At 73.3% G+C, this 17,136-nt stretch carries 15 protein-coding genes, 1 pseudogene and 1 riboswitch; of the genes and pseudogenes, 3 read left to right on the top strand and 13 right to left on the bottom strand.

Annotation, left to right across the window (positions count from 1 at the left end):
• Nucleotides 1-3: 3 nt before the first annotated feature.
• From ectB to ACTWJ8_RS11270, 3 genes are all read right to left on the bottom strand, one after another.
• A complete protein-coding gene (gene ectB / locus ACTWJ8_RS11280; protein WP_356388443.1) occupies nucleotides 4-1,275 on the bottom strand; it encodes a diaminobutyrate--2-oxoglutarate transaminase in 1,272 nt (423 codons plus the stop codon).
• Nucleotides 1,276-1,339: 64 nt separating this feature from the next.
• Complete coding sequence (ectA, locus tag ACTWJ8_RS11275; RefSeq protein WP_356388445.1) at nucleotides 1,340-1,882, bottom strand: diaminobutyrate acetyltransferase; 543 nt, start codon at nucleotides 1,880-1,882, stop codon at nucleotides 1,340-1,342.
• Nucleotides 1,883-2,282: 400 nt separating this feature from the next.
• The gene (locus tag ACTWJ8_RS11270) at nucleotides 2,283-3,380 is read right to left on the bottom strand and encodes a pyridoxal-phosphate-dependent aminotransferase family protein (RefSeq protein ID WP_356388447.1); all 1,098 of its coding nucleotides are present in this window, start codon (nucleotides 3,378-3,380) and stop codon (nucleotides 2,283-2,285) included.
• Between the two features lie 75 nt (nucleotides 3,381-3,455).
• Between ACTWJ8_RS11270 and ACTWJ8_RS11265 the strand changes: the two genes are divergently transcribed.
• The gene (locus ACTWJ8_RS11265) at nucleotides 3,456-4,550 is read left to right on the top strand and encodes an amidohydrolase family protein (RefSeq protein WP_356388449.1); all 1,095 of its coding nucleotides are present in this window, start codon (nucleotides 3,456-3,458) and stop codon (nucleotides 4,548-4,550) included.
• Between the two features lie 308 nt (nucleotides 4,551-4,858).
• Nucleotides 4,859-5,815: an SCO1860 family LAETG-anchored protein gene (locus ACTWJ8_RS11260; RefSeq protein ID WP_443263723.1), complete on the top strand. Its 957-nt coding sequence runs from the start codon at nucleotides 4,859-4,861 to the stop codon at nucleotides 5,813-5,815.
• Between the two features lie 5 nt (nucleotides 5,816-5,820).
• On the opposite strand, the gene cobC is transcribed toward ACTWJ8_RS11260, so the two are convergent.
• The 3 genes and pseudogenes from cobC to ACTWJ8_RS11245 form a co-directional block, all read right to left on the bottom strand.
• Nucleotides 5,821-6,924, bottom strand: coding sequence for an Rv2231c family pyridoxal phosphate-dependent protein CobC (cobC, locus tag ACTWJ8_RS11255; protein WP_356388601.1), 1,104 nt, complete (start codon nucleotides 6,922-6,924; stop codon nucleotides 5,821-5,823).
• Between the two features lie 75 nt (nucleotides 6,925-6,999).
• A pseudogene (locus tag ACTWJ8_RS11250) lies at nucleotides 7,000-7,284 on the bottom strand (CbiX/SirB N-terminal domain-containing protein); the annotation flags it as partial.
• 63 nt (nucleotides 7,285-7,347) lie between these two features.
• Nucleotides 7,348-7,767: a cobalamin biosynthesis protein gene (locus tag ACTWJ8_RS11245; RefSeq protein WP_443263722.1), complete on the bottom strand. Its 420-nt coding sequence runs from the start codon at nucleotides 7,765-7,767 to the stop codon at nucleotides 7,348-7,350.
• Nucleotides 7,768-7,773: 6 nt separating this feature from the next.
• On the opposite strand from ACTWJ8_RS11245, the gene ACTWJ8_RS11240 reads away from it, so the two are divergent.
• Entirely contained in the window at nucleotides 7,774-8,505 is a 732-nt protein-coding gene (locus tag ACTWJ8_RS11240; RefSeq protein ID WP_356388453.1) for a ZIP family metal transporter, read from the top strand.
• 5 nt (nucleotides 8,506-8,510) lie between these two features.
• Here ACTWJ8_RS11240 and ACTWJ8_RS11235 read toward each other — a convergent pair whose 3' ends face one another.
• The 7 genes from ACTWJ8_RS11235 to ACTWJ8_RS11205 all read right to left on the bottom strand — a co-directional run bounded on the left by ACTWJ8_RS11235 (nucleotide 8,511) and on the right by ACTWJ8_RS11205 (nucleotide 16,950).
• Complete coding sequence (locus tag ACTWJ8_RS11235) at nucleotides 8,511-9,929, bottom strand: cobyrinate a,c-diamide synthase (protein WP_443263721.1); 1,419 nt, start codon at nucleotides 9,927-9,929, stop codon at nucleotides 8,511-8,513.
• Nucleotides 9,923-10,522, bottom strand: coding sequence for a cob(I)yrinic acid a,c-diamide adenosyltransferase (gene cobO / locus ACTWJ8_RS11230; RefSeq protein ID WP_356388457.1), 600 nt, complete (start codon nucleotides 10,520-10,522; stop codon nucleotides 9,923-9,925). The genes ACTWJ8_RS11235 and cobO overlap by 7 nt, the downstream gene beginning before the upstream one ends.
• Nucleotides 10,522-12,600: a putative cobaltochelatase gene (locus ACTWJ8_RS11225; protein ID WP_443263720.1), complete on the bottom strand. Its 2,079-nt coding sequence runs from the start codon at nucleotides 12,598-12,600 to the stop codon at nucleotides 10,522-10,524. The genes cobO and ACTWJ8_RS11225 overlap by 1 nt, the downstream gene beginning before the upstream one ends.
• A 118-nt stretch (nucleotides 12,601-12,718) precedes the next feature.
• A complete protein-coding gene (locus tag ACTWJ8_RS11220; protein ID WP_443263719.1) occupies nucleotides 12,719-14,227 on the bottom strand; it encodes a cobyric acid synthase in 1,509 nt (502 codons plus the stop codon).
• Nucleotides 14,224-15,189: a cobalamin biosynthesis protein gene (locus ACTWJ8_RS11215; RefSeq protein WP_443263718.1), complete on the bottom strand. Its 966-nt coding sequence runs from the start codon at nucleotides 15,187-15,189 to the stop codon at nucleotides 14,224-14,226. Before ACTWJ8_RS11215 ends, ACTWJ8_RS11220 begins: the two co-directional genes overlap by 4 nt.
• A 58-nt stretch (nucleotides 15,190-15,247) precedes the next feature.
• Nucleotides 15,248-15,319: riboswitch (cobalamin riboswitch) on the bottom strand.
• Between the two features lie 131 nt (nucleotides 15,320-15,450).
• The gene (locus ACTWJ8_RS11210) at nucleotides 15,451-15,672 is read right to left on the bottom strand and encodes a hypothetical protein (RefSeq protein WP_356388465.1); all 222 of its coding nucleotides are present in this window, start codon (nucleotides 15,670-15,672) and stop codon (nucleotides 15,451-15,453) included.
• Between the two features lie 15 nt (nucleotides 15,673-15,687).
• Nucleotides 15,688-16,950 carry an inorganic phosphate transporter gene (locus tag ACTWJ8_RS11205; RefSeq protein ID WP_356388467.1) on the bottom strand — a complete coding sequence of 421 codons (1,263 nt, stop codon included), beginning with the start codon at nucleotides 16,948-16,950 and terminating at the stop codon, nucleotides 15,688-15,690.
• Nucleotides 16,951-17,136: the final 186 nt, after the last annotated feature.

Here is a 17,136-nt window from a genome sequence, read left to right as displayed (position 1 = left end):
TTGTCAGGCTGTTTCGCGCACGGCCCGGGTGAGCGTGCGCAGCCCTTCGTCCAGCTCCTCGGGCGTGATCGTCAGTGCCGGAAGCAGCTTGACGACCTCGCTCTCGGGGCCGGAGGTCTCGATGAGCAGGCCGAGCTCGAAGGCCCGCCGTGCTACCTGATTGGCCCGTTCCTTGTCACGGAACTCGATGCCCCAGACGAGGCCGCGGCCGCGGTACTCGACGATGTCGTCGTGGTACTCGAGGCGCAGGGCCTTCAGCACCTCGTCGATCTGCTCGCCGCGCTCCATGGTCTGCTTCTCCATGGCCGAGCCGTCGGTCCAGTACGTCTCCAGGGCCGCGGCGGCGGTCACGAACGCGGGGTTGTTGCCGCGGAACGTGCCGTTGTGCTCGCCCGGCTCCCAGACGTCGAGCTCCGGCTTGAACAGGCACAGGGACATGGGGAGCCCATACCCACTGATGGACTTCGAAACGGTCACGATGTCCGGCGTGATGCCCGCCTCCTCGAAGGAGAAGAAGGCACCGGTGCGGCCGCAGCCCATCTGGATGTCGTCGACGATGAGCAGCATGTCCCAGCGCTCGCAGACGTCGGCGAGCTTGCGCAGCCACTCGGCGCGGGCCACGTTGATGCCGCCCTCGCCCTGCACCGTCTCGACGATCACGGCCGCCGGGGTGTTCAGGCCCGAGCCGGAGTCCTCGAGGAGCCGCTCGAACCAGATGAAGTCCGGGGTGCGGCCGTCGAGGTAGTTGTCGAACGGCATCGGGGTGCCGTGCACCAGCGGGATGCCGGCGCCGGCCCGCTTGAAGGCGTTGCCGGTCACGGCGAGCGAGCCGAGCGACATGCCGTGGAACGCGTTGGTGAAGGACACGATCGACTCGCGGCCCTTGACCTTGCGGGCCAGCTTCAGCGCCGACTCGACGGCGTTGGTGCCCGTCGGGCCCGGGAACATGACCTTGTAGGGCAGGTCGCGCGGGCGCAGGATGATGTTCTGGAAGGACTCCAGGAAGTTGCGCTTGGCCGAGGTCGACATGTCGAGCCCGTGCACGACGCCGTCGCGCTCCAGGTAGTCGATCAGTGCGCGTTTCAGCACCGGGTTGTTGTGCCCGTAGTTGAGCGATCCGGCGCCGGCGAAGAAGTCCAGGTACTCGTGGCCGTCCTCGTCGTACATACGGCTGCCCTGCGCCCGGTCGAAGACGGTGGGCCAGCCGCGGCAGTAGCTGCGCACCTCCGACTCAAGGGTCTCGAAGACGCTCAGGTCCGGCTGGGTGATGGTCACAGCGAAAACTCCTCTAGGGAGGGAAGTTGAGGGGGGTTCGGGGGTGGGTGGATCGAGGGTGCGCTCAGGCCAGCGGGCCGATGCGGTACAGCTCCTCGGGCAGGTGTCCGTCGTCGGGGAACAGGCCCGCGTCGAACAGCACCGTGCGGGCCACGCCGACGCGGTGGCGGCGGGCGAACGCGGTGAACAGTGCCTGCGACGCGGTGTTGTCGGGCGTGATCGTCGTCTCCAGCGTCGTGACCGGACGGGCCGCCGCGACGCGCGCGGCCAGGCCGTCGAGCAGCGCGGCGGCGAGGCCGCGCCCGCGGTGCGCTTCGTCCACCGCGACCTGCCACACCACGAGGATGTCGGGTCGCTCGGGACGGACGTAACCGGTGATGAAGCCGGCCACCTCGCCCTTCTCGTCGCGTGCGATCACCGACGTGGCGGCGAAGTCGCGACACCACAGCAGGTAGCTGTAGGAGGAGTTGAGGTCGAGCACCTTCGAGTCGCGGGCGATACGCCAGATCGCGGCACCGTCGGCCACCTCGGGGTGGTCGATCTTCAGTCCGTCGGGTACCGGGGCCACTTCGGCGACTTCCAGGAATTGCGCTTGTGCGGCGGTCATGCAAATTGAATTTACCGAGCAATTCTTGGGATTGCACCCGCGGCAGGGGTTACATGGAGCGGCCTTCTGTGTTATCGCGCGCAGGTGGGCGCGCGCACGAAATCTCGGCGGTATGCCCCGTTTTGCGCGTGACAAGTCGGGCATAACGAATCTCGTGTGGAGTACGTCACAGACCCGAAACCGGCCAGTGACACGTCCGAATTACGGCGGTTCCCGTTGATGAAATCTCAGTGTTTACGCTGCCAGAAAGCGGGCAGAAGCAGAACGGGAAGCCACCCTGGTGGCCTCGATAAAGTGCGGGATAATTCTGCCTGAATAATTTCTGGATAAAGACAAAGGCGCCGCCCCGAAAAGGGACGGCGCCAGAGCCGAGTGCGCCCTTGTCTGCGCCGGGCGGCTTTTACCAGGCCGCCGCGACCGCCTTTCGCGCCCCTTCGAGGTCGACCTCGAAGCCGGCCTCCGCGAGCGCCCCGCCGAGCGCGGCGAGCGAGGACTGCACGACGCCGCGGGTCGCCTGCGGCCCGTAGTGGTTCACGCGGATCATCTCCTGCGCGAGCGCGCCGCCGCCCGCGACCAGCGGCAGCACCGGGTCCACCGCCAGCGCCTTCGCGACCAGCTCACGGGCGTCCGTGCCGGCCGGGGCCCGCAGCGTCGTGGCGACGGGAGCCGCGTCCCGCGCCTCGTGCACGTACGGAGCGAGCCCGCCGCCGAGCGCGAGCGTGCCCGCGCGCGTCGCGGCCGCGGCCGAGGCGTGCCGCGCCATCAGGGCGTCGAGGCCCTCGCTCTCGATGCGCTCCACGCACGCCTCCAGGGCGAGCATCTCCAGCTGCGCGGGCGCGTGCAGCAGCGCCTTGCGGCCGCCGTCCACCCACCGCTGCTTCCAGTCGAGCAGCGAGAGGTACGAGTGGCGCGGCGCGTTCGGGTTCGCCGCCATCCGCTCCCAGGCCCGCGCGCTCACCGACACGGCGGAGACGCCGGCCGGGCCGCCCATCGCCTTCTGCGCGCCGATCACGCACAGGTCCACGCCCCACGCGTCCGGCAGCACCGGCTCCGCGGCGATCGAGGCCACCGCGTCCAGGTAGAACAGCGCGCCGTGCGCCCGCACCACCTCACCGATCTCCGCGACCGGGTTGGTGTTGCCGGTGGCGGCCTCCGCGTGCACGAGCGAGACGAAGTCGATCTCCGGGTGCTCGGCGAGTGCCTGCCCGATCTGCTCGGCGGTGACGGCCGTGTGGAAGGGCACCGCCAGATCGTGCACGGTGGCGCCGCAGTCCCGCAGCCAGTCGCCGAAGGTCTGCCCGTACGGGCCGGTGATCACGTTCAGCGCGACGGTGCCGGGCCCCGCGGCGGCGCGGATCGCGCCCTCCAGCGGAAGCAGCGCCTCACCCTGCATGATCACGACGTCCTGGGAGGTGTCCATCAGCCGGGCCACACGGTCCTCGATGGAGGCGAAATGCTCGGCGCTCAACGGGGCCAGGTCGAGAAACGGGTGCGTCACGGTGCGGCTCTCTTCGCTCACGGGTTCGTACGGGTGCCGCTGTCGAGCGTACCCACCGCCTCATAGGCTGCCGTCATGAGTCTTGGCGGGGTACTGCACGTGAAGGGCCGGGTCCTGGTCGGGCCCGACGACGTACGCGACGAACTGTGGGTGGTGGACGGCCGGATCACCTACCGACGCCCGGCGACCGCGGGCCTCGACGTCACCACGGTCGAGGGCTGGACGCTGCCCGGACTCGTCGACGCGCACTGCCACGTGGGCCTCGACGCGCACGGCCCGGTCCCCGCCGAGACCGCGGAGAAGCAGGCCCTCACCGACCGCGACCACGGCACGCTGCTGCTGCGCGACGCGGGCTCCCCTTCCGACACCCGCTGGATCGACGACCGCGAGGACCTGCCCCGCATCATCCGCGCGGGCCGCCACATCGCCCGCACCCGCCGCTACATCCGCAACTACGCGCACGAGATCGAGCCCGAGGACCTCGTCGCGTACGTCGCCCAGGAGGCGTGGCGCGGCGACGGCTGGGTCAAGCTCGTCGGCGACTGGATCGACCGCGGCACCGGCGACCTGAGCGCCTGCTGGCCGCGCGACGCCGTCGAGGCGGCGATCGCGGAGGCGCACCGGCTCGGCGCCCGCGTCACCGCCCACTGCTTCGCCGAGGACTCCCTGCGGGACCTGGTCGAGGCGGGCATCGACTGCATCGAGCACGCCACGGGCCTCACCGACGACACGATCCCGCTGTTCGCCGAGCGCGGCGTCGCGATCGTCCCGACGCTCGTGAACATCGCGACCTTCCCCGACCTCGCGGCCGGCGGCGAGAGCAAGTTCCCCGACTGGTCCGCGCACATGCGCCGCCTCTACGACCGCCGCTACGACACCGTCCGCAACGCCTACGACGCCGGGATCCCGGTCTACGTCGGCACGGACGCGGGCGGCGCCCTCGCGCACGGGCTCGTCGCGGGCGAGGTCGAGGAGCTGGTGCGGGCCGGGATCCCGCCCGTCGAGGCGTTGTCGGCGACGACGTGGGGCGCGCGCGACTGGCTCGGCCGACCGGGGCTCGCCGAGGGCGCCTCCGCCGACCTCGTCGTCTACGAGGCGGACCCACGGGCCGACGTCAGGGTGCTGGCGGCGCCGCGCAGGATCGTGCTGCGCGGCAACATCGTGGGTTGACGCAGCGTGACCCCCGCGCCCCGGCGTTCGTTGCACACCACTTGAAGCCGCCCGCGCAGTCAACCCGCGTACACGGGGCGCATCGACAGGACGGGCGACCCCGGGGCGGCATCACTGGGGCGTGGGGGAACGCGCGAGCCCGAAGATTCGAAGACGTGCGCGGAAACGCCCCGTTGGGGTGAACTCACGCCTGGTTGCTGACCGTTCACTCTCAGTGCGTAAAGATTCCCTCATCGATGACCAGTCGGGGCCGTCCCGTCCCGGCGCATGTCCCGGTCTTTCTCTCTCTACTTGGGGGTCCCACCAGCATGCCCAGCTCCACCCTGCCCGGCGCCCTGCGCACGCCCGCCCGCCGCGTCGCCGCGACCGCCGCCGTCACCGCGCTCGCCCTCGGCCCCACGCTCCTCGCGACCGCCGGCCCGGCCGCCGCCACCGAGCACACCGGGGGCAAGGCGAGCGCCACCGTGCTCCGCACCGGACTCGACGTGTCGCTCCTCAACAAGACCGTGAACGTCCCGCTCAAGGTCTCCCTGAACGAGGTGCACGCGCCCAAGAGCGCCGACGAGACCGCGCTCACCGCCCGGCTCGACGGCGTCGACGGCGGAAAGCCGTTCAGCGTGCTGCGCGCCGACGTCGCGCGCTCCAAGGCCACCGTCGAGGGCGCGAAGGCCGAGGGCTTCACGCAGCTCGCCCACGCGAAGGTCCATGTCCCCGGACTTCCGCTGCTCTCCCTGATCGAGGTCGACCAGGTCACGTCCAAGGCGCTGTGCGTCGCGGGCGAGAAGCCGGTCGCGGAGTCGAACCTGCTGGGCGGCGTCACCGTCCTCGGCAAGAAGATCACGCTGTCCTCCGGCGGCACGACGGCCGTCAAGGTCCCCGGCGTCGGCGAGGTCACCCTCGGCCTCTCCAACCGGTCCACGACGTCCACCACGGCGGCCGCGTCCGCGCTCCAGCTCAAGGTCTCCGTCAACCCGCTGAACCTCAACGTCGCCGAGGTCGACGGCGAGGTCACGCTCGCCGAGGCCACCTGCGCGTCCCCGAAGGCGGCACCGGCGCCGAAGCCGCAGGGCGGCCAGGCGGAGACCCCGGTCGAGAAGCCGCACCAGGAGCCCGTCGCCGACAAGCCGAACAAGCCGGACACGCAGGACCTCGCGGAGACGGGCGGCAACGCGATGACGCCGTACATCGCGGGCGGCGCCATCGTGCTGCTCGTGGCGGGCGGCGGCGCGGTGGCCATGGCCCGCAGGGGCCGCAACCGGGCGTAGGGACGTCAGGCCCCGTCGGGGCCCGGTTCGAGGACCCCGGCCAGCGCGGCGACGAAGCCGTCGCTGGTGCGGGGGTCCCGGACCGCGAGCCTGACCCAGTCCGGGCCGAGCCCGGGGAAGGTGTCGCCGCGCCGCACCGCGAACCCGACACCCCGCAACCGCTCCCGCACGGCATGCGCACCGGGGATGCGCACGAGGACGAACGGCCCCTCCGCGGGACCGGCCACCGACACCCCGTACGGGGCCAACTCCCTGAGCAGGCCCACCAGATGAGCCCGGTCCGCCGCGACCGCCTCCGCCGCGGCGCCCGCCTCCGCGACCCCACGCGCCGACACACACGCCTGCGCGGCGACGAGCGCGGGCGACGACACCGGCCACAGCGGCTGCGCCCGCTCGAGCTCCGCCACCACCTCGGGTTCCGCCACCACATATCCGATACGCAGCCCGGCGAGGCCCCACGTCTTCGTCAAACTCCGCAGCACCACGAGCCCCGGCACGTCCGTCCGCCCGGCAAGGGACTCCCGCTCGCCCGGCACGGCGTCCATGAACGCCTCGTCGACGACCAGGAACCGGCCGGGCCGCGCGAGCCCGGCCAGCGCCTGCGCCGGATGCAGCACCGAGGTCGGGTTGGTGGGATTGCCGACGACGACCAGGTCCGCGTCGCCCGGCACGAGCGCGGGATCGAGCCGGAAACCGTCCGACTCGCGCAGCAGCACCCGCCCCACCGCGTGCCCCGCGTCCTCGAGCGCGGCCTCCGGCTCCGTGAACTGCGGATGCACGACGACCGGTCTGCGCACCCGCAGCGCCCGCGCGAGCAGCACGAAGGCCTCGGCAGCCCCGGACGTCAGCAGCACCCGCTCCACCGGCACCCCGTGGTGTGCCGCCACCGCGGCCCGCGCCGCCCGCCCGTCCGGATACGCGGCCAGACCCTCCAGCGACCCGGCGATGTGCTCCCGCAGCCAGGCCGGCGGCGTGCCCGTCCGCACGTTCACCGCGAGATCCGTCAACTTCTCGCCGTCGTCCCTGACTTCGGCGTCCCCGTGATGCCGCAGATCGGGCCCGTCGACCGGCTCCGACGGCCGGGGCGCGGCCGCGCAGCGCACGCTCACCTCCGGGTGCGCCGCCGCCCACCCCACGGTCTGCGGACCGAACCGCTCCTGGGGCAGCGCCTCGTACGGCAGCACGACGATCCGCCGCGCGCCGAGCGCCGCGCACCGGTCGAGCCCCGCGGGCACGTCGGGCGCCGCCGCGGACACGAACGCGGTCTCCACGCCCGCGCAGCCGCTGCCCTCCCACAACAGGCGGGCGGCCGCGACGAGTTCGGCGTTCGCGACGGCGTCGGTCGAACCGCTCCCGACGAGCAGCACCGTCACATCGGCCCGGTCGCCCGGACGGCGCGGCCCGCCGCCCAGGACGTCGTCGAGCCGCCGCTCGAGCGCGGCGAGCAGGGCCGGGGGAGGGGTGTGCATGGACGTCTCCTTGCGGACTGGGGAGAGGAGAGGAGGGGGGAACGGGAGGGCGGCGCGGCGTCCCTACCCGGGGCGGGCCACCGCACACGTCGCCCGGCCAGGGCCCCCGCCGGGACCGGTCGACGTCCGCTTCGGGACGAGCAGTTCACCACCGCGTACGAGCGCGGCGGCCTCCGCCACCGACGGGGTGCCCACGGCCTCGCGGGCCCGCCCCGACGGGTGCGGCACGGGCACGGCGGCCAGGCGCTCGGCGGCGTACGTCTCCAGGGGCACGCCCAGCGCACCGGCCGCCGCGACGATCCCCGGCTCACGGCCCTTCGTGTCGACCGTGGCGAGGGCCAGCACCTCGGGGCCGCCCGCCTCGGCGAGCGCCGCCCTGACCAGGCCCAGCACCTCGTCCGCCGGCACACCCCTGCGGGCGCCGACGCCGACGACGACACCGGGGCCCCGGACGTGCGCGCGGGCCCCCGGATGGGTTAGCAAGGGGCCATGGCCGTGATCGTGGCGCTGAGCGCCTTTCTGATGACCCTGGTCGGTGGCTGGACCGCGCAGCGGGTCACCGACCGGCGGCACCTGGTGCTCGGCCTCGCCGGCGGCCTCATGCTCGGCGTCGTCGGCCTCGACCTGCTGCCCGAGGCCCTGGAGGCGGCGGGCGGCGCGGTGTTCGGGGTGCCGGCGGCGCTGCTGCTGTTCGTCGCCGGGTTCCTCGGCGCGCACATCATGGAGCACCTGCTGGCCCGCCGCCAGGCCGCGCACGGCGCCGAGGAGGGCGCGAACGGCCGGGCCCCGGAGGTGGGGCTCACGGCGGCGTCCGCGATGGTCGGGCACAGCCTGATGGACGGCATGGCGATCGGCGCCGCGTTCCAGGTCGGCGGCGGCATGGGCGCGGCCGTGGCGCTCGCCGTGATCGCCCACGACTTCGCCGACGGCTTCAACACGTACACGATCACCCGGCTGTACGGGAACGCCCGCCGCAAGGCGCTGACGATGCTGTTCGCGGACGCCTGCGCGCCCGTCGTGGGCGCCGCGTCGACGCTCCTGTTCACCATTCCGGAGCAATTGCTCGGCGGCTATCTCGGTTTCTTCGGCGGCGTGCTGCTCTACCTGGCCGCCGCCGAGATCCTCCCGGAGGCCCACCACGAACACCCCGCCCGCTCGACCCTGCTCTGCACGGTCGCGGGCGCGGCGTTCATCTGGCTCGTGGTGGGCGTCGCGGGCTGACCTGTTCACGGCGCGGCGCACCGCTCCACGACGCGCCGCGCGATGTCGGGCAGCGCCGCCCAGTGCGTGTGCAGATAGCTGGCGTGCACGCCGTCCTGCACATAGCCCTCGACGCGCGGCGTCGGCAGCCGCATGCCCCAGGCGGGCGTGGGGCCCGCGCCCGGTTCGAGGACGGTCCGGTGGAACTCGTGGCCGCGCAGCCGGGCCCCGGCCGGTGCCAGCGGGCTGTCGGTCACGGCCACCGCGTCCCGGTAGCCGAGCGTGAGGCGGCCGGACATCTTCGCGTCCGCGTCGAGCACGCCGCACATCGGCTGACCGTCCAGCGAACGCGAGAGGTACAGCAGGCCCGCGCACTCGGCGAGCACGGGGGCGCCGCCGCGCGCCAGTTCGGCCACGGCCTTGCGCAGCCGCTCGTTGGCCGACAGCTCGGGGGCGTACACCTCGGGGAAGCCGCCGCCGATGACGATCGCCGCGGTGGCCTCCGGCAGGGCCTCGTCGCGCAGCGGATCGAACGCCACGACCTCGGCGCCCGCCGCCCGCAGCAGCTCGGTGTGCTCGGTGTACGAGAACGTGAAGGCCGCGCCTCCGGCGACCGCCACGACGGGCTGGGAAAATCCAGCCCCGCCGGCGTTTGAGGCGCGGGGTCCGGGGCGGAGCCCCGCGACGTCACCCCCGGCTTCGCCCGGCGCTCCCGGCCCACCGGGACTCCACACATCCGTACGGAGAGCCGGCGCGCTACGGGCCAGTTCCAGCAACCCCTCCAGGTCGCACCCCTCGCGGACCATCGCCGCGGCGGCCCGCACCGAGTCCACGGCCTCCGAGCTCCGCTCCGCCACCGGCACGAGACCCAGGTGCCGGGACGGCGTCGCGACCTGCGGGACGCGGCGCAGCGCCCCGTACACGGGGACGCCGACCTCCTCCATGGCCTCGCGGAGCAGCGCCTCGTGGCGGTCCGAGCCGACCTTGTTGAGGATGACGCCCGCGAGCCGCACCTCCGGGTCGAACGACGCGAAGCCGTGCACGAGCGCCGCCACGGACCGCGACTGCGACGACGCGTCGACGACGAGCACGACGGGCGCCTTGAGCAGCTTCGCGACATGCGCCGTCGACGCCAGCTCGCCCTCGCCCGACGCCCCGTCGAACAGGCCCATCACGCCTTCCACGACGGCCAGTTCACAGCCCGCGGAGCCGTGCGCGAACAGCGGGGCGACCAGCTCGGGCCCGCACATGTACGCGTCGAGGTTCCGCCCCGGCCTGCCGGTCGCGAGCGCGTGGTAGCCGGGGTCGATGTAGTCGGGCCCCACCTTGTGCGGCGACACGGCGAGCCCGCGCTCGGCGAACGCCGCCATCAGGCCCGTCGCCACCGTCGTCTTCCCGGTGCCGGAGGCCGGCGCGGCCACCACAAGGCGGGGCACACTCACCATTCGATGCCCCGCTGGCCCTTCTGACCCGCGTCCATCGGGTGCTTCACCTTCGACATGTCGGTGACGAGGTCCGCGAACTCCACCAGCTTCTCCGGCGCGTTGCGGCCCGTGATCACGACGTGCTGCTGACCCGGCCGGTTCCGCAGCGTCTCGATGACGTCGTCCACGTCGATCCAGCCCCAGTGCAGCGGGTAGGCGAACTCGTCGAGCACGTAGAGCCGGTACGTCTCCGCGGCCAGGTCGCGCTTGACCTGCTCCCAGCCCTCGCGGGCCTTCTCCTCGTTGTCCGCCTGGTCATCGCGCTGCACCCACGACCAGCCCTCGCCCATCTTGTGCCAGGCCACGGTGCCGCCCTCGCCGCTCGCGCCGAGCGTCTTGAGCGCGTTCTCCTCGCCGACCTTCCACTTCGCCGACTTGACGAACTGGAACACCCCGATCGGCCAGCCCTGGTTCCAGGCGCGCAGGGCGAGCCCGAAGGCGGCCGTCGACTTGCCCTTGCCGATGCCGGTGTGCACGAACACCAGCGGCCTGTTGCGGCGCTGACGTGTCGTCAGTCCGTCGTTCGGTACGACGCTCGGCTGTCCCTGCGGCATTAAGCGGCCCTCCTGATGTTCCGTTCGGATCCCTGTACGTCCTTCACGAGCCCGGCGATGGAGTCCGCCCGCAGCTCGTCCAACGCGACCGCCGTGCCGCCCAGTTGACCGGCGAGCTGCCCGGCGAGCCCGAGCCGCACCATGCCGGTCTCGCAGTCGACGACGACGCTCGCGGTGCCCTCGGCGGCGTGCAGCCCGGCCGCCCGGGCCGCCAGCTTCACCGGCTCGGGGCCGCCCGTCGCCCGCCCGTCCGTCACGACGACCATCAGCGGCCGCCGCGCCGGGTCCCGAAGCCGCTCCACGCGCAGCACGTCGTGCGCCTTCAGGAGTCCGGCCGCCAGCGGGGTGCGCCCGCCGGTGGGCAGCGACTCCAGGCGGGCCGCCGCCGCGTCCACGCTCGACGTGGGCGGCAGCGCCACCTCGGCGCCCGACTTCCGGAACGTCACGAGCCCCACCTTGTCGCGCCGCTGGTAGGCGTCGAGCAGCAGCGAGAGCACCGCGCCCTTCACGGCCGCCATCCGCTGCCGCGCCGCCATCGAACCGGAGGCGTCGACCACGAACAGCACGAGGTTGCCCTCACGGCCCTCGCGGGTCGCCTGCCGCAGATCGTCACGGCGCACGACGAGCCCGCGCCCGGAGCGCCCGCGCGCCCGCTGGTGCGGGGCGGCGGCCTGCACGGTCGCCGCCAGATGCAGCTTCGTCAGGGCGCCGCGCGGCCGGGTGGCACCCGTGGTGCGGCCGTGCTCGGTACGGGCCCGGGACCTGCGCCCCGCCGCGCCCTCGCCGAGCCCGGGAACGCTCAGCATCTTCGTGCGGAAGGGCTCACCGGCCGCCACGGGCTTCTGCTCGGACGCCCCGGCACCGGCCGCGGGCGCGGCGGCGGGCTCCTCGGGGGAGTCGGCCCTGTCGTCACCGGCGGGGGCGTCCTGCGGCGCGTCGCCGGTCTCCTGCGGGGCGTCGTGCGGCCCGTCCTGGGGCGGTACCCCGCCGCCACCGCCGGGGCCGCCGCCGTCGGGGTCGTCGTCGCCGTCGCCCTCGGGGCCCTCCGGCTCCTCCGGCTCGTCCTCGGGCCCGAACTCGTCAAGGGTCTCGTCGAGCTTGTCCTCGTCGAGGCCCGGCGCGTCGAACGGGTTGCGGCGCCTGCGGTGCGGCAGCGCGAGCAGCGCGGCCTGCCGCACGTCCTCCGCGAGCACCTCGGTGCGGCCCGCCCAGGCGGCGAGCGCCGTCGCCGTCCGCGCCATCACGATGTCGGCGCGCATGCCGTCCACCTCGAACGCCGCGCACGTCGCCGCGATCTGCGTCAACGCCCGGTCACCGAGCCGCACGTGGGGCAGCAGCTCGCGCGCGGCCACGATCCTGGCCCGCACCTCGGCCTCGTCGTCGGCCCAGCGGCTCGCGAAGCCCTCGGGGTCGTCGTCGTAGGCGAGCCGCCGCTTCACGACCTCCACCCGCTGCTCCGGCTCCCGCGAGGCGGCGACCTCCACGGTCAGCCCGAACCGGTCGAGCAGCTGCGGCCGCAGCTCGCCCTCCTCGGGGTTCATCGTCCCCACGAGCAGGAAGCGCGCGGCGTGCCGTACGGAGACGCCCTCGCGCTCCACGTACGAGGCGCCCATCGCGGCGGCGTCGAGCAGCAGGTCGACGAGGTGGTCGTGGAGCAGGTTGACCTCGTCGACGTACAGGATCCCGCGGTGGGCGTCGGCCAGCAGCCCCGGCTCGAACGCCTTCACGCCCTCGGACAGCGCCCGCTCGATGTCGAGCGCGCCCACGAGCCGATCCTCGGACGCGCCGACGGGCAGCTCGACCATCCGGGCGTCCCGCCGCGCCCCGGGAGCGTCGGCGTGCGGACCGTCGGGGCACTGCGGATCGGGGTTCGCCGGATCGCACGAGAACCGGCATCCGGCGACGACGTCCACATCCGGCATGAGCGCGGACAGCGCCCGCACGGCGGTGGACTTGGCGGTCCCCTTCTCACCGCGCACGAGCACACCGCCGACGGCGGGCGACACGGCGTTCAACAACAGGGCGAGCCGCAGATCGTCCTGCCCGACGACGGCGGAGAACGGATAGGGGGTGGCCATCAGCCGTCAACCTCCAGTGAGTGGAACGTTTTCAGGGGCGCGGGGAACTGCGCGAAGGGGGTCCGGGGGCGCAGCCCCCGGGGACGGGACGGGAAGGGGCGGCGGGGGCGACTTCCCATCACGGCGCCCCCGGCGGCACGAACGGCAACCCGCCTGGCGCCCCGCCCTCGATCAACCGCCAGAGCGCATCCGTATCCGCATGCCGCTCGATCAGATCCCCGAGCCGGTCGAGCTGCTCCTCCCGAAGCGCCTCGAACGACGTGTCCGGCGCCGGCACGAACCGCCGCCCCGCCGCCGCGGCGACCTCCCGCAGGAACGCCCGCCGGAACCCGTCCGACTCCAGCGACCCGTGCCAGTGCGTCCCCCACACGTCCCCGACCCGGCACCCGTCGAGGAACGCCTCGCCGCCCAGCACCTCGGCGACCCCGTGATGGATCTCGTACCCCTCGACGTGCTCGCCGAGCGCCTCGCCGACCGGCCGCGCGAGCGTCTTCTCGGCCTCGAACCGCACCCGTACGGGGAGCAGTCCGAGCCCGTCGACGACGCCGGCCCGCGACTCGACCTCGTCCTCGATGGTCTCGCCGAGCACCTGGAAGCCGCCGCAGATGCCGAGCACGGGGCGTCCTTCGGCGGCCCGCCGTGCGAGCGCGTCCGCGAGCCCGCGCTCGCGCAGCCAGTCGAGCGCCCGCACCGTGCCGCGCGTCCCCGGCACCACCACGAGGTCCGCGTCGACGAGCTCCTCCGCCCGGTCCACGAACCGCACGACGACCCCGGGCTCGGCGGCCAGCGCGTCCACATCGGTGAAGTTCGACATCAGCGGGATCGCGCAGACGGCGACCCGCAGCACGTCCTCGCCGACCGGCGGCGCCACGACCGACTCCCGTACGGCGCCCCGCAACGACACCCGGAGCCCGTCCTCCTCGTCGATGCCGAGGCCGTGCTGGAACGGCAGCACGCCGTAGGTGTCGCGCCCGGTGAGGGACTTGAGCATGTCGAGCCCCGGCTCCAGCAGGCTCACGTCACCGCGGAACTTGTTCACCAGGTACCCGGCCAGCAGCTCCTGGTCCTCGGGGGCGAGCAGCGCCGTCGTCCCGAAGAACGACGCGAAGACGCCGCCCCTGTCGATGTCCCCGACCACGAGGACCGGCAGCCGCGCGGCCCGCGCCAGCCCCATGTTCACGATGTCGGTGCGCCGCAGATTGATCTCGGCGGGCGATCCGGCGCCCTCGCAGATCACGGCGTCGTGCGTGGAGCGCAGCTCCTCCAGACACCCGACGACGGTGTCCATCAGGGTGGCCTGCCGCCCCCCGTGGTACCCGCGCGCGCTCAGCTCGCCCACGGGCCTGCCCATGAGGACGACCTGGCTGCTGCGGTCGCTGCCCGGCTTGAGCAGCACCGGATTCATCAGGGCGCTCGGCTCCACCCGCGCGGCCTGCGCCTGCATCGCCTGCGCCCGCCCGATCTCGGCGCCCTCGCGCGTCACGAACGAGTTCAGGGACATGTTCTGGCCCTTGAACGGCGCGACCTTCACGCCCTGCCGCACCAGCCACCGGCAGATCCCGGCGGTCACGACGCTCTTGCCCGCGTCGGAGGTGGTCCCCGCGACGAGCAGCCCGCCGCCCGTCATCGCCGCCCCCGCGCTCGTACAGCCAGTCGCGCACCCACACAGACTCCCAACGCCAACAGAGACACCCGCCGTGACAACCGCACGGCCCGATCCACATCACGCACCTCGACCGCCCGCCCCGGGGCGTTCAGGACCGGCCGGTGCTCGACCCGTCCGCCGTACGCCAGCGTCCCGCCGAGCCGCACCCCGAGCGCGCCCGCGAAGGAGGCCTCGACGACCCCCGCGTTGGGGCTCGGATGCCGCCCGGCGTCCGCACGCCACGCGGCCAGCGCCTGCCGCGGCCTGCCGCCGCCGAGGACCGCGAGGGCGCCGGTGAGGCGGGCGCCCGGCCAGCCGGCCACGTCGTCGAGGCGGGCCGACGCCCAGCCGAACCGCCGGTACTTCGGGGACTTGTGACCGACCATCGCGTCGAGCGTGTTCACGGCGCGGAACGCGACCAGGCCCGGCACTCCGCCGAGCGCGCCCCACACGAGCGCGCCCACGACGGCGTCGGAGGTGTTCTCGGCGACGGACTCGACGACGCCGCGCGCGATCCCGTCGGCGTCCAGGCCCTGCGGATCGCGGCCGCACAGCCGGGGCAGCAGCTCACGGGCCAGTTCCACGTCCCCGGCCTCCAGGGCGGATCCGACGGCCCGCGCCTCCCGGCCCAGCGAGGTGCCGCCGACGACGGCCCAGGTGGCGGCGGCCGTCAGCGCGACGGACGCGGTGGGGGAGCGGCGGACGAGACGGGCCGCGGCGGCGGCCGCGGCGGCGGCGCCTCCCGCGCACACCACGGCGTGCAGCGTGCCGGCGCCCCGGTGGTCGCGCCACAGCCGGCGCTCGACGGCCGCGGCGGCCCGACCGAACCCGGCGACGGGATGCCCTCTGCGCGGATCACCAAGAAGAAGGTCGGCGAACATTCCGACGGCGGCACCGGAGGCAAAGACGCGCTCGGGCCGCCGGACGCCGCGCTGGGCGAACATGGCGGTAGGTGTCCTCACTCAGGGTGTCCACGCCCTGGTTCGACGAGACCGGCAGCGAGAGTTCCTGGCTCGCCCCGAGGGAACGGGGCTCACAGTGGCGGGACCGCGCCGGATTCGCACCGGCTTCCTCGAACTGCTGCCGTATATGGCGGGGGAAGTCCACCACGCCCCGAGTTGGCACGTCAACTTGTTGTTCAGTACGCGGATGGGGTGCGGGACGTCGCACGTCCCGCACCCCATCGGTGCGTCATCGGGGCCGGGTCAGGCCACGATCAGATAGATCCCGTAGGCCACGGCCGCCGCGCACAGGGCGAAGCAGACGTAGGCACCGGACGTCGCGACCGTCGCCGAGCCCCCCTCACGCGCCGCGGACTCCCGCTTGGAGAGGCCGACGATGCCGAGGGTGAACAGGCCGACGAGGGCCACGGTGACCACGAGCGAGACACCGAAGACGGAGCCGAGGGCCGCCCAGTCGATCTTCATACCTGTCCTGCTTCCTTACAGCGTGGCGCCGGCGGGGCGCGCGGGGTCGTTGACCGCTCCGGCCTTCGGCCGGTCCGCGGTCCTCGGCTCGGACTCGGCCGACTCGACCGTGCCCGCAGGCGGCGGGGTGACCGAGGCGATCGCGGTCGTCACGACACCGGGGGCCTCGGCGTGCGGCTCGTCGGCCGTGACGTTGGTGTGGTCGATGGAGTTGCGGCGCGACAGCTTCCAGATGACACCGGAACCGAGCACGAGCAGCGCGGCGGTGACGCCGACGCCCCACGGGCCCTGCTTGGTCAGGAACTCGGCGCCCGCGCCCACAAGGCCTGCGGCCGGCAGGGTCAGGCCCCAGGCCATGAACATCCGGCTCGCGGTCGACCAGCGGACGACGCCGCCCTTGCGGCCGAGGCCCGCGCCCATCACACCGCCGGAGCAGACCTGCGTGGTGGAGAGGGAGAAGCCCAGGTGCGAGGAGGCGAGGATGGCGGTCGCCGCGCTGGTCTGCGCCGCGAAGCCCTGCTGCGGCGCCAGCTCGGTGAGGCCCTTGCCCATGGTGCGGATGATGCGCCAGCCGCCCAGGTACGTGCCGAGGGCGATGGCGAGACCGGCCGAGACGATGACCCACATCGGCGGGTCGGCGTCCGGCGCGAGCACGCCGCCGGTGATCAGGGCGAGGGTGATGATGCCCATGGTCTTCTGCGCGTCGTTCGTGCCGTGCGCGAGGGAGACGAGGCCCGCGGAGGCGATCTGCCCGGCGCGGTACCCCTTGGCGGTCGCCTTCTCGTCCGTCTTCTTGCTGATGCGGTACGTGAGGCGGGTGGCCAGCATCGAGGCGATGCCGGCGACGAGCGGCGCGGCCACCGCGGGCAGCAGCACCTTGGTGACGACGGTGCCGCCGTTGACCGAGGACCAGCCCATCGACATGACCGCGGCGCCGATGAGGCCGCCGAACAGCGCGTGCGAGGAGCTGGACGGCAGGCCGAGCAGCCAGGTCAGCAGATTCCAGAGGATGGCGCCTACGAGCGCCGCGAAGATGACCTCTGTCTTGAGGCCGTCCTCATTGATGATGCCGCCGGAGATGGTCTTCGCCACCTCGACGGAGAGGAACGCTCCGACGAGGTTCAGCACGGCGGACATGGCCACCGCCGTCTTCGGCTTGAGGGCGCCAGTCGAGATGGTCGTCGCCATCGCGTTGGCCGTGTCGTGGAAACCGTTGGTGAAGTCAAAGACCAGTGCGGTAACGATCACGATCGCCAGGAGCAGCGTGATGTGTTCCATTTACCCAGGCTTCGGTTGGACGTCAGTGGTTCTTCGGAACGTAAAGAGCCCGAGTGAACGGAAGATGAACTGGGCCGGGCGCCCCGGTGACCCGATCCGGAGGGCCGCCGCTCCGCTTCGCGCGGGACGGCGGCGCCGGTTCCGGTTCGAGACGCCGAAAGCCCCCGGAACCACGGGCTCCGGGGG

It is taken from the genome of Streptomyces sp. SDT5-1, assembly GCF_052245995.1.
In the GTDB taxonomy this organism is placed as follows: domain Bacteria; phylum Actinomycetota; class Actinomycetes; order Streptomycetales; family Streptomycetaceae; genus Streptomyces.
Note: the sequence above shows the minus strand (reverse complement) of the source record. Positions and strands in the feature narration are given on the sequence as shown.